The sequence below is a fragment of the Pseudomonas sp. FME51 genome (assembly GCF_014897305.1).
The window spans coordinates 901473-914064 of the sequence record NZ_JABUYN010000001.1 but is presented as its reverse complement, the minus strand read 5'-3'; the positions used below and the strand labels follow the sequence as shown (position 1 = coordinate 914064).

10 protein-coding genes are annotated in these 12592 nt (G+C 39.2%); 5 read left to right on the top strand and 5 right to left on the bottom strand.

The window, feature by feature from the left end; all coding sequences use genetic code 11:
- Window positions 1-13: 13 nt before the first annotated feature.
- The 4 genes from artJ to INT39_RS04290 form a co-directional block, all read right to left on the bottom strand.
- Window positions 14-748, bottom strand: a complete 735-nt coding sequence (artJ, locus tag INT39_RS04305; RefSeq protein ID WP_193014167.1) for an arginine ABC transporter substrate-binding protein — start codon at window positions 746-748, stop codon at window positions 14-16.
- Window positions 749-762: 14 nt separating this feature from the next.
- Window positions 763-1491, bottom strand: a complete 729-nt coding sequence (gene artP / locus INT39_RS04300; protein WP_193014168.1) for an arginine ABC transporter ATP-binding protein ArtP — start codon at window positions 1489-1491, stop codon at window positions 763-765.
- Between the two features lie 115 nt (window positions 1492-1606).
- Window positions 1607-3061 carry a DUF2867 domain-containing protein gene (locus INT39_RS04295; protein ID WP_193014169.1) on the bottom strand — a complete coding sequence of 485 codons (1455 nt, stop codon included), beginning with the start codon at window positions 3059-3061 and terminating at the stop codon, window positions 1607-1609.
- Between the two features lie 52 nt (window positions 3062-3113).
- Window positions 3114-4016 carry a lysine exporter LysO family protein gene (locus INT39_RS04290; RefSeq protein WP_193014170.1) on the bottom strand — a complete coding sequence of 301 codons (903 nt, stop codon included), beginning with the start codon at window positions 4014-4016 and terminating at the stop codon, window positions 3114-3116.
- A 355-nt stretch (window positions 4017-4371) separates the two neighbouring features.
- Here INT39_RS04290 and INT39_RS04285 point away from each other — a divergent pair, with 355 nt between their 5' ends.
- The 3 genes from INT39_RS04285 to macB all read left to right on the top strand — a co-directional run bounded on the left by INT39_RS04285 (window position 4372) and on the right by macB (window position 9224).
- Entirely contained in the window at window positions 4372-6045 is a 1674-nt protein-coding gene (locus INT39_RS04285) for an ATP-dependent nuclease (RefSeq protein WP_193014171.1), read from the top strand.
- Between the two features lie 123 nt (window positions 6046-6168).
- The gene (macA, locus tag INT39_RS04280; RefSeq protein ID WP_193014172.1) at window positions 6169-7278 is read left to right on the top strand and encodes a macrolide transporter subunit MacA; all 1110 of its coding nucleotides are present in this window, start codon (window positions 6169-6171) and stop codon (window positions 7276-7278) included.
- Window positions 7275-9224 carry a macrolide ABC transporter ATP-binding protein/permease MacB gene (gene macB, locus INT39_RS04275; RefSeq protein WP_319021318.1) on the top strand — a complete coding sequence of 650 codons (1950 nt, stop codon included), beginning with the start codon at window positions 7275-7277 and terminating at the stop codon, window positions 9222-9224. Before macA ends, macB begins: the two co-directional genes overlap by 4 nt.
- A 137-nt stretch (window positions 9225-9361) precedes the next feature.
- On the opposite strand, the gene cspD is transcribed toward macB, so the two are convergent.
- Window positions 9362-9571: a cold shock domain-containing protein CspD gene (cspD, locus tag INT39_RS04270; protein ID WP_193014174.1), complete on the bottom strand. Its 210-nt coding sequence runs from the start codon at window positions 9569-9571 to the stop codon at window positions 9362-9364.
- Window positions 9572-9860: 289 nt separating this feature from the next.
- Here cspD and clpS point away from each other — a divergent pair, with 289 nt between their 5' ends.
- Window positions 9861-10175, top strand: a complete 315-nt coding sequence (gene clpS, locus INT39_RS04265; protein ID WP_193014175.1) for an ATP-dependent Clp protease adapter ClpS — start codon at window positions 9861-9863, stop codon at window positions 10173-10175.
- Between the two features lie 30 nt (window positions 10176-10205).
- Window positions 10206-12497, top strand: a complete 2292-nt coding sequence (gene clpA, locus INT39_RS04260) for an ATP-dependent Clp protease ATP-binding subunit ClpA (protein WP_193014176.1) — start codon at window positions 10206-10208, stop codon at window positions 12495-12497.
- Window positions 12498-12592: the final 95 nt, after the last annotated feature.

Here is a 12592-nt window from a genome sequence, read left to right as displayed (position 1 = left end):
TAAGCTATTATTGTTATTCAAACCATTTTTTATAAATGACATCATAGGTGCCATCAGCTTTTACTTCAGCTAATGCTTTGTTTAATTTATCTTGTAAATCAGCATTACCTTTTCTTACGGCAATCGCAAGACCTGTACCAAAATAGTTAGGATCTGCAACTTTGTCGCCTACAATACCTAATTCAGGATTCTTTTTCAGCCATTCATTGACAACTGCTGTGTCACCAAAGATAGCTTCGATACGACCATTTTTAAGATCTAATACCGCATTTTGGTAACTATCATAAGGAACTGTTTTCATCTCTTTATGTTGTTCATTGATGAATTTCTGATGGGTTGTCCCATTTTGTACACCAATTTGTTTGCCTTTTAAGCTAGCAACATCGGAAATTTTACCTGTTACAGTGATAAATACTGCTGAGTTATCGTAGTAAGAGTCTGTGAAATCAACTTGTTTTTGACGCTCTGGCGTAATATCAATACCTGCCATTAAGGCTTCAAAACGACGAAATTTCAAGCTAGGAATTAAACTATCAAATGATTGATTGGTAAAGGTACAATCAGCATTAATTTTTGCACACATAGCATTGGCTAAATCAACATCAAATCCTACGATTTGATTATTTGCATCAATCATTTCAAAAGGAGGATAAGTGGCTTCAGTTGCAAAACGGATTGTCTCTTTCTCAGCCGCAGTAGCAGAAAATGTAATACTGGTCAGAAGTGCTGCAAATAATATTTTTTTCATTGTCTGATCCCGATTTAGTGTGACAAGTAATTAGCAAAAGCTTCCGTTTGTGGAGCCGTGAAACGATAGTTATCGCCTTGCTCTATAATACGGCCGTTTTCCATATATACAACTTTGCTCGCGGCTTTGCGTGCAATTTCAACTTCGTGGGTCACAATGACTTGTGTAATACCCGTCTCAGAAAGCTCTTTTATAATATCAACAACTTGAGCGGTAATTTCAGGATCTAATGCTGCCGTTGGTTCATCAAATAAGAGAACTTGAGGCTCCATCATTAATGCTCTTGCAATAGCTACACGCTGTTGTTGTCCACCTGATAAATGTAGCGGAAAGCGTCCTGCGTAATCACTTAAACGTAAACGCTCAAGTAATTTCATGCCTTTTTCTTTAGCCTGTGGTTTTGATAAACCTAATACACGACAAGGTGCTTCAATTAAGTTATCAAGAACCGTCAAATGTGGCCATAGATTATACTGCTGAAATACCATACCTACATTTTGGCGTAATGAACGAATCGCTTTTGCATTAGGCTGTTGGCTAAAGTCAAAATGCAGACCCGCAATGTCTAATTCGCCTGACCGTGGCATTTCTAATAAATTAAGAACTCTCATTAGTGAGCTCTTGCCTGCACCACTTGGTCCTAGTAGAACCATTGTTTCGCCAGCAGAGCATTCTAGATTAATATCATAGAGTGCTTGGTGCGAACCGTAGAAACAATTTATATTTTTTAATTGAATACTCATGCGTTTTTTCTGAATAGTCATTAACTGGTTCAAATAATAAAACGATAAGAATAATTATGCAACTAAAACTGCATAATAAAGTGGTTTTTTTACGTAAAAATGAGTAGTTCAGCCATTACCTTTCACTTTTAGGTGAATTTTTATCCAGTTTATAAGCGTTAATACTTATCGTTTTAGCCATGCCCTTGAAAATAAATAAGTGCGCAGGCATCATGGCAAACCAATAAAGTAATCCACTAAATCCAGCAGGGTGCCACCAAGCACGAACATCGATTGAACGAAGATGTCCACTATCATGGATCGTGAAAGAAAGGCGTCCTAATCCAGGAGCCTTCATTCCAAATAATAACGTGAGCTGTTTTTCAGGTTCTAGCTTGATCACTCGCCAACCATCAATCATGTCGCCAAGTTCTAATGTGTCTCGAGGAGGCCGACCATAAGTGACTTTATTTCCAACAATATCATCCATAATAGCCCGCGTTTTCCATAGAGCATTACCATAAAAGTAACCTTGTTCACCGCCGATTTGTTGGACGGTATGCCAAAGTGATGCCGCACTAGCCGGTGTTGATAAGGTACAACCTGCATTTTTAGGATAATAACCATAACCGGGTTTCCAACGATTGCGTACAGCAGAAGAGTAACCCCAATCTTGATTATCTAAAGCGGCTTCTTCATCTGCTAATGTTTCTCTGACGGCATCATCAAATTTAATTAAGGTTTGAGGAATAAGTTTGCGTAATGGCTCATCATTGGCAGGAAGATCATGTTTAAGCCCTTGAATAAGCTCTTTGGCAATAGAGGTGGGTACTGAGGTTATTAGGCTAATAAATCCCGCGGAAATGATACTGGCTGGCATTGGTAACGGGATCAATACCCGTTTTTTACCTGAAATTTTAATAAAGCGCTCAAAAAGAGTTTGATAGCTAATATATTCGGGGCCACCAGCATCAAAAATACGATGTTGATGTGTGGGATGATGGATAATTTCTGTTAAATAGTGAATTAAGTTTTTTAAGGCAATAGGGGAAGATTTTGAACGAACCCAGCGCGGAGGTGTAAGAATAGGGAGGTTATAAACCATATCACGCATAATTTCAAAGGCGGCAGAACCGGGGCCGACAATCATTGAGGTACGAATTTCAGTCACAGGGATCGCGCTTGTTCTTAATACTTCACCCGTGAGTTTTCGGGCAATAAGATGAGGCGAGTATTGCTGATCTTCATGTTGTAATGCACTTAAAAAGATAATTTGTTTAACTTCTGTGCCTTCTAATGCTTCCACAACATTAATTGCTGCTTTACGCTCTTGCTCAACTAAATTATGTGCATCGCCCATGCTATGAACAAGGTAGTACACGATATCCGTATTGTGCATTATCTTGTTTAAGGTTTCTGGGGTATGTAAATCCACAAAGATACAGCGTGTATTTTCCCAACCTTGAGACATCATCCAGTCAACTCTTCGTGCTCCTGCTGTGACCTGATGGCCTTGCTTTATCAGCGCTGGAATAAGATTTTGACCAATATGCCCACTTGCGCCAAGTACTAATACACGTTGTTGATTCATTGTTAATCCACTGTAAAAAGAGAACGTTATCGTTCTATTGTTACTGATTTTTCTATGAAGTAAAGAAAGCCATCAATATTGGTGTGATTAAACTTAACACGAATCCATGCACAATAGCGGCAGGCACGATAGCAACACCGCCACTTCGTTGTAAAACGGGTAACGTAAAGTCCATGGAGGTTGAGCCACAAATCCCTAATGCGGTGTTTCTATAACGATTAACAATAATAGGAATAAGCATGATCGCCGCTAATTCTCGCATTAAATCATTAAAGAAAGCGGTACTACCAATAACAGGGCCAAAAGCATCTGTGAGTACAATTCCTGATAAAGAGTACCAACCATAACCTGATGCGATTGCTAATCCCATTTTCATTGGCAATCCCAATAAATAAGCGGCTAACGCACCCCCCGCAAGTGCACTGATACCCATCACAACGGCAATGGTTGTGCCACGGCGATTGATGAAAATTTGTTTAGGGCTCATTCCACTATTACGTAATTGTAAGCCAACTAGCCAAAGTAAAAAGATAAGGGCGCCTTGGCTGGCATGAGACGCATAATGGAAAATAGACCAGCCGGTTAAACCAATAAAAAAACCAATAACGACGACACCACAAAGTTGTAATGACTCAAGCACCATTTTTATACGTGATGGCGGTTTAGATTGCTTATGCGCAGGGACATGCCAAGGATCTTTTTTATCCAGTAACCATAAAAACAGTAAATTTGCACCGAAAGTGCATAAAAAGAAAACGCTGGCATAAGCGAGAATAGAGACTAAGTTTTCACCAATATTATCTAACATGGCTAAACTGACGCCCATCAGAAAGAGGATAACGTAAACCATCGCACTGAGTAGGCGGTTTGCCAGATGAAGCAATGGGCGATTGTTTAACTTAATCAAATACCCTACAAAAAGCGGAAGTAGGATAATCAATAATCCTGATAGCATTTCTATTCCTTACTGAACTGAGTGTGCTCAAATTATAAAATAAACTAATAACGTAAGATGGATTATAACATTTACTTATGATGTTGTGGATGTGGATATAGAAACTAAGAATAAGTCTAAAAATTTTATTGAAAGGCAAAGAGCCTAGCACGTTTGGATTTAAGAGGCTTTAATTGTTTGAAATACGTACTAATAGGGTATATATCGAATAGTTGAGTAAATTTTATTACGGTTATCTTTAACTGTGATTTAATGAAATCATTCATTAAGTTAAATTATTGGCTGATTAAGCATAAAATTAAGACGGAAATTATAAAATAAAATCATAGCTTAGTCGTAACTAACGAGGGAATTTATGTATTTAGAAAGAGTGGAAATAGTTGGATTCCGTGGACTTAATCGTCTTTCATTACCTCTTGATATGAATACAGTTTTAGTGGGTGAAAATGCGTGGGGTAAAAGCTCATTACTTGATGCGTTAACACTCAGTTTGGGTATTGAGACCTATCAATATGCATTTACACCTGATGATTTCCATCGTCTGCCAAATGAGCCTGAAAATGGTAAAAAAAGCCTGCAAATTATTTTAACGTTTACTGAATCTCGTCCTGGTCGTCATCGCTCTTATCGCTTCCATAAGCTAAAGCCAGTATGGGTTGAAAATGGAGATGAACTTAAGCACATTTATTATCGTATTAGTGCTGAATTGGATGAGCAGAAAAATGTAAAAACGTTCCGTTATTTTCTTGATAAAGAAGGAAAGCAAGTTCGCTTACCTAATGGGCAAACACAAGACATTATTGCTGAATTGGTGAGGCTTTATCCTGTACTGCGTTTACAAGATGCGCGTTTTGTTCGTAATCTTGCCACTGAAATGATTGATCCTCACAATAAGCCTCATCGCGAAGCATTTAATAATAAGATGAGTGAACTGACCAAAGCCTTAGTGAACAATCCTGACGAGTTGTCTGATGATGATTTACGGGAAGGTTTAGATGCTATGCAGCAATTACTTGGGCACTATTTTGCGGATCACGGTTCGTTGTTGTTTAAATCACGATCTCGTCATCGCAAAGTCAATGAACCGCATGTGCGAGGATGGCATGCATTAGAAAGCATTAATAAAGTATTGGCAAAGCCCAATCAACGAAATATTCGATTAATTATTTTAGGTATGTTTTCCTCGATATTGCAGTCGCGAGGCAGTATTGCATTAGATCCTTACGCCAGACCTATTGTTATTGTTGAAAACCCAGAAACTCGTTTACATCCTATTATGCTGTCGGTGGCTTGGGGATTACTCAACCTTTTCTCCTTACAACGAATTACAACGACAAACTCAGGTGAATTACTTTCATTAGCGCCATTACAGAGCGTTTGCCGTTTAGTGCGTGATACTGACAAAGTGGCTGCTTATCGTGTCGGCAATCAGCAATTGCAGTCTGATGAAGAACGACGTATCTCATTTCACATTCGTTATAACCGACCCTCCGCACTTTTTGCTCGTTGTTGGTTATTAGTTGAAGGTGAAACCGAAATTTGGTTAATGAATGAATTAGCAAGACAATGTAATTATTTCTTCGAGGCCGAAGGTATAAAAGTTATCGAATTTGCACAATGTGGGCTTAAGCCATTATTAAAGTACGCAACATATATGGGCATAGAATGGCACACCTTAGTGGATGGCGATGAAGCGGGTAAAAAGTATGCTGCAACCGTCAAGGATTTTGCATTGAGAAGTAACGATGCTGAGCGCGATCGATTAACGAAACTTCCTGCGTTAGATATGGAACATTTCTTATACAAAGAAGGTTTTCGTAATGTATATCATGATATTGCGGGAGTTCCTGATAATGAAAAATGGCCAACACGGCGCGTGATTATTAAAGCAATTCAACGTTCATCAAAGCCTGATCTTGCACTAACAGTGGCTAACAATGCGGCTCAACGAGGAGTAGATTCCATCCCTTCCATACTGAAAAGTATGTTTTCTCGTGTTGCATGGCTGGCAAGAGGTAAGGCCAATTAAGTCGTTATAGCAAGCAAGATAAATTCACAGAATTAATGCAAGTTTTATTGAGCGGTGATTGTTAAACCTCATCGCTAAAATTTTTATGGTGTATTAAGTCGTTATGTTTAAGAAGGATATTTTATGGCTTTTTTATCTTTAAAAAAGCAAGGGAAAGTGATTACCCTTATTTTGATTATCGCAGCAATTGCTGCCTATTTTTTTTGGCCCAAAGAGAATTTACCTGCCTATCAAACACAGATGATTACTCGAGGTGAACTTTCAAAAGAAGTCACTGCAACGGGTAAGCTTGATGCTGTTCGTAAAGTCGATGTCGGTGCACAGGTCAGTGGTCAATTACAAACCTTGTTTGTAAAAGAGGGGGACACGGTTAAAAAAGGCGATTTATTAGCTATTATTGATCCTAAAAAAGCACAAAATGATGTCATTGAGTCGCAAGAAACAGATAACGAACTTAGAGCCAATCTTCAGCAAGCTCAAGCTGAATTACGTTTAGCGCAATTAACCTACCAGCGTCAATTAAAGCTAATCGGTACTCATGCGATTGCACAAGATGAGCTAGATCGGACGAAAACTGATGTTGATGTTAAAAAAGCGCGCATCATCACCTATCAAGCACAAATTAAAAAGAACCAAGCAACGTTAGATACGGCAAAAACGAATCTTCAATATACCCGTATAACGGCGCCAATGGATGGCGTAGTGACTTTTATTAAAACGCTTGAAGGCCAAACCGTGATAGCAGCACAAGAAGCGCCGACGATCCTAACCTTGGCAGATTTAGATACGATGTTGGTTAAAGCAGAAGTATCAGAAGCGGATGTTATCTATCTAAAACCTGATCTTAGTGCCTCATTTACCGTTTTAGGAGCACCAGATAAAGCCTTTAGCGGTAAGTTAAAAGATATTTTACCAACGCCTGAAAAAATTAATGATGCTATTTTTTATTATGCACGTTTTGAAGTCCCTAATGATCAGCATTTATTACGACTACAAATGACTGCTCAAGTTAAAATTCTACTTGAGAATAAGAAAGATATCCTTTTAGTTCCCCTTTCTGTGTTAGGTGATGATGCAGGGATTAACGAATATTACGTTGAAGTGCTTGTTAATGGTCAACCTGAAAAGCGTACGGTAAAAATTGGTATGCGTACCGATGTTTATGCAGAAGTGCTCAGCGGATTAAAGGAAAACGATGAGGTTATTCTGGGTGAGACATCAGGAGAAGCATAATGTCAGCATTATTAGAACTTAATGACGTTAGCCGCTCATATACCAATGGTGAAGAAGAAACGATTGTTCTTAATAAAGTTTCATTAACGATTAATGCAGGCGAGATGGTCGCTATTATGGGCGCTTCGGGCTCAGGTAAATCGACCTTAATGAATATATTGGGATGTTTAGATAAACCCAGTCACGGCGAATATAAAGTGGCGGGGCAAAGCGTTGCTAAAATGGAAAGCGATCAACTTGCGGCATTACGCCGTGAGCATTTTGGTTTTATTTTTCAACGTTATCATCTTATGGCTCATTTAAGTGCAGAGCAAAATGTAGAGATCCCCGCGATTTACGCAGATAAGAATGCGACACAACGTAAAGAAAGGGCGCGCGAATTATTAACACGCTTAGGGTTAGGTGATCGCGTAGATTATCGGCCTAATCAGCTCTCTGGAGGGCAACAACAGCGTGTGAGCATTGCTAGGGCGTTGATGAATGGGGGGGAAGTCATTCTTGCTGATGAACCTACAGGAGCATTAGATAGTCATTCAGGTAAAGAGGTGATGGCTATCTTGAAACAATTAAATGAACAAGGGCACACGGTTATTATTGTTACCCATGATCCTTTAATTTCCGCGCAAGCTGAGCGAATTATAGAAATAAAAGACGGTAAAATTATCAATGATAATCGTCATCAAGCCACGGTAAATAAAGTCAAAAAAGAAGCAACGACAGTGTTAACCTCTTCTTATTTAGGACAAGTTATTGGTCGCTTTACCCAAGCATTAGATATGGCTTGGCGTGCCATGGTTGTCAATAAAATACGTACATTGCTCACTATGCTGGGCATTATTATTGGAATTGCTTCTGTCGTAACAATAATCGTAATCGGTGATGCGGCAAAAAGTATGGTGCTCGCAGATATTAAAGCCATTGGCTCTAATACGATTGATATTTATCCCGGAAAAGATTTTGGCAGTGATTCTCCAGAAGATAGGCAATCATTAACATTACAAGATGTTTTTGCCTTAAAACAGCAGTCCTATGTGCAAGCAGTAACACCACAAGTGCAATTTGCTACACGATTACGCCGTGGAAATCAGGACTCGCCTGCTTCTGTTGCAGGCGTAAGTGATGACTATTTCACTGTGTATGCCATGAAATTTTCTCAAGGTCGCTCATTTACCCCTGATATGATCCAACGGCAAGCGCAAGTTGTGGTGATCGATGAAAATACGCGACACCGTTTTTTTCCTAATAAAAAAGCGGTGATTGGTGAACAAATTATTATTCGAAATATACCTTCTACGATTGTTGGGGTGATTGCAGAAAAAAAATCGGCTTTTGGTAATGGACAATCGCTTAGGGTGTGGGTGCCTTATAGCACATTAAATAGCCGTATTTTAAATCGAGCCTATCTTGATAGCATTACGGTTAGGGTGATAGAAGGCTATGATGCCAGTATTGCAGAGCAACAAATGATCCGTTTACTGACGATAAGGCATGGTAAGAAAGATGTTTTTACTTATAACCTTGATAGCTTTATTAAAGCTGCCGAAAGCACCACACAAACAATGCAGCTATTTCTCACTTTAGTGGCTGTTATTTCGTTGGTGGTTGGTGGCATTGGCGTTATGAATATTATGTTGGTTTCGGTAACGGAGAGAACCCGAGAAATCGGTATTAGAATGGCCGTGGGTGCTAGAGCCAGTGATGTGATGCAACAGTTTCTTATTGAGTCTGTATTGGTGTGTTTAGTCGGTGGACTATTAGGAATAGGCCTTTCATTTGGTATTGCGATGATAGCCAGCGCGATGTTGCCTGATTGGCAATTTGTTTTCCAACCTATTGCATTGATCAGTGCCTTTGCATGTTCTACTGCAATTGGGGTTATTTTTGGATTTTTACCTGCAAGAAGTGCGGCAAAAATGAATCCCATAGATGCATTAGCACGAGAGTAATTCAAACAGTAAGATAAAAGCCCTTCACCATAAAGGGCTTTTATTTGAATGAATTAGGCTTCATATTTAGCTGAAATAGCAAGCTTATTGAGTAAAAGGTATTTGTACTAAAATTTACCTATACGGTCATTTATCCTCTATTCAATAATAGGAATGATAAGGTCTGCATGATCACCTTTAGGTCCTTTTATCGTGCTATAATTAACTATCTGCCCCGCTTTAAGTGTGCGGTAGCCTTCCATTCTAATTGTTGAATAATGGGCAAAAATATCTTCGCCACCTTTTGCTGGGGTAATAAAACCAAAGCCCTTAGCATTATTGAACCATTTTACTGTACCTGTCTCCATACTTAGCTTCTCTCATATACTTATATTTATTTGTTTAACATTACCTTCAGTATATTTACTGAGCTGTTCATAAAACATACTCTATTTTATTGTTTAAGTCGTCAAGAGGTGAAAGGGATAGAATGTGTTTCAATGAGGTGAAATTTTGATGTAGCTAACGCTTTGTTATTTATTTGAGTGTAAAAAGAGGGAATAAAAAAGCGTTGATAGGCAGACTTTCCTGTGAGATGGTAAACTAAATGTCATAATTGAATATGATGTTTAATAAAATGATGAGTAATGCAAAACAATGGGTCAGTTTGATTTTTTAACAGAAACTACGCTAAGGGATGACGTTCATCAGGTCATTGAGCCACCATCGATGTATAAGGTGATCTTGAATAATGATGATTACACCCCCATGGATTTTGTTGTAGAAGTGCTTACGATGTATTTTTTCCTCAGCGAGGAAAAGGCCACGCAAATTATGTTGGACGTTCATCATAAAGGAAAGGGAGTTTGTGGGGTTTATAGTGCGGATATTGCTGAAACAAAAGTGGCTCAAGTTAATCTGTATGCGAGAGAAAACGAATATCCACTTTTATGTACTCTTGAACAAGCATGATCCGGTTAGTCTTTTAAGGAGGAGGTGCTTATGCTTAATCACGAATTAGAGCTGAGTCTTAATGTTGCATTCGCGAAAGCCCGTGATAACAGACACGAATTTATGACTGTAGAGCACCTGTTGTTGGCGCTATTAAGTAATAAATCGGCACGCGAAGCATTGGAAGCTTGTAAAGTCGATCTGGCGGTCTTACGTGAAGAACTTGATGTTTTTATTCGTAAAACAACCCCAATACTGCCTGAGAATGTAGACAGAGAAACACAGCCAACATTGAGTTTTCAACGCGTGTTACAGCGTGCTGTTTTTCATGTGCAATCATCAGGTAAAAATGAAGTCTCTGGCGCGAATGTGCTGGTGGCTATTTTTAGTGAACAAGAGTCTCACGCAGCTTATTTATTACGTAAACATGACGTTAGTCGTCTTGATGTGGTTAATTTTATTTCCCACGGTATTTCAAAGGAAGATCAACAAAACGATGATCTTTCTGACATGAATGAGATGAACGCACAATCTCAGCAAGAGATGCCTCAAGGTGACGATCATATGGATAATTTTACCACTAACCTTAATCAGTTAGCGCGCCAAGGTAAAATTGATCCCCTGATTGGGCGTCAAGCTGAGTTAGAAAGAACAATCCAAGTGTTATGCCGTCGTCGTAAAAACAATCCACTATTAGTGGGTGAATCAGGCGTAGGTAAAACGGCGATTGCAGAAGGCCTTGCATGGCGTATCGAGCAAGATGATGTTCCTGAGGTTATGAAAGGTTATACCATTTACTCACTGGATATTGGCTCATTACTTGCGGGCACAAAATACCGTGGTGATTTCGAGAAACGGTTTAAAGCGCTACTGAAAACCCTCGAAAAAGATGAGAAGAGTATCTTATTTATTGATGAAATCCACACCATTATTGGCGCAGGCGCAGCCTCGGGTGGACAAGTTGATGCTGCAAACTTAATTAAACCTCTCTTATCAGGCGGTCGGATCCGTGTGATAGGCTCTACAACGTATCAAGAGTTTAGTAATATCTTTGAAAAAGACAGAGCACTGGCTCGTCGTTTCCAAAAAATAGATGTCACTGAACCATCACCAGATGAAACAGTGTTAATCATTAAAGGATTGCGCCAAAAATATGAAGCGCACCACGATGTACGTTATACCAGTAAAGCGATTCAGGCTGCAGTTGATTTATCGGTTAAATACATCACTGATAGGCATCTACCTGATAAGGCGATAGATGTTATTGATGAAGCTGGTGCGAGAACACGTTTAGTTGCACCGAGCAAACGTAAGAAAACCATCAATGTCTCTGACATTGAAACGGTTGTGGCTAAAATTGCGCGTATTCCTGAGAAAACGGTTTCTAGCAGCGATAAATCGATGCTAAAAAACCTTGATAATCAATTAAAAATGCTGGTGTTTGGTCAAGATCAGGCGATTCATGCACTGTCTGAAGCCATTAAAATGAGTCGAGCAGGATTGAGCCAGGATAATAAACCTGTTGGTTCTTTCTTGTTTGCAGGCCCAACCGGTGTGGGTAAAACAGAAGTCACTGTGCAGTTAGCGAAAGCGTTGAATGTGAAATTACTGCGCTTTGATATGTCTGAATATATGGAAAGACATACGGTTAGTCGTTTAATTGGTGCACCTCCGGGTTATGTTGGTTTTGATCAAGGTGGATTGTTAACAGATGCCGTGATCAAAAATCCATATTCTGTGGTATTACTTGATGAAATTGAAAAAGCACATCCAGATGTGTTTAATATTCTATTACAAGTCATGGATAACGGTACATTAACGGATAACAATGGTCGCAAAGCGGATTTTCGCAATGTTATTTTAGTGATGACTACCAATGCGGGTGTGCGTGAAACGCAACGTAAATCTATCGGATTTACAGAGCAAGACAATAGCACTGATGCAATGGTTGAAATCAAAAAAGCCTTCTCACCTGAGTTCCGTAACCGTTTAGATAACATTATTTGGTTTAATGCATTATCGCCAGAAATTATCTCGATGGTTGTAGATAAATTTATTGTTGAACTACAAGCACAGTTAGACGATAAAGGGGTATCGCTGGAAGTGAGTCAAGAAGCACGCCAATGGCTGTGCGATAAGGGCTACGATAAAGCGATGGGCGCAAGACCAATGGCACGTGTTATTCAAGAGAATCTGAAAAAACCATTAGCCAATGAGATTTTATTTGGCTCTTTGATAAATGGCGGTTCAGTTTCTGTTACATTGGATAAACACGTAGGTAAGTTAGATTATGAGTTTTTAAGCCAAGAAAAGTTGGCTAAAAATGAAGATACCGTTATCTAAAGATAGCGGTTTTTAACTCAGCCATAAACGCATACACCACAGGTGAGCATTAATTAATGCCTTGCCTGTGGTGTTTTTTTCACCCGTTACATGAC

Coding starts and splice junctions, on each gene's coding strand:
- clpS (WP_193014175.1), top strand. CDS start 9,861: ATGGGTCAGTTTGATTTTTTAACAGAAACTACGCTAAGGGATGACGTT.
- INT39_RS04290 (WP_193014170.1), bottom strand. CDS start 4,016: ATGCTATCAGGATTATTGATTATCCTACTTCCGCTTTTTGTAGGGTAT.
- INT39_RS04295 (WP_193014169.1), bottom strand. CDS start 3,061: ATGAATCAACAACGTGTATTAGTACTTGGCGCAAGTGGGCATATTGGT.
- artJ (WP_193014167.1), bottom strand. CDS start 748: ATGAAAAAAATATTATTTGCAGCACTTCTGACCAGTATTACATTTTCT.
- cspD (WP_193014174.1), bottom strand. CDS start 9,571: ATGGAGACAGGTACAGTAAAATGGTTCAATAATGCTAAGGGCTTTGGT.
- clpA (WP_193014176.1), top strand. CDS start 10,206: ATGCTTAATCACGAATTAGAGCTGAGTCTTAATGTTGCATTCGCGAAA.
- artP (WP_193014168.1), bottom strand. CDS start 1,491: ATGAGTATTCAATTAAAAAATATAAATTGTTTCTACGGTTCGCACCAA.
- INT39_RS04285 (WP_193014171.1), top strand. CDS start 4,372: ATGTATTTAGAAAGAGTGGAAATAGTTGGATTCCGTGGACTTAATCGT.
- macA (WP_193014172.1), top strand. CDS start 6,169: ATGGCTTTTTTATCTTTAAAAAAGCAAGGGAAAGTGATTACCCTTATT.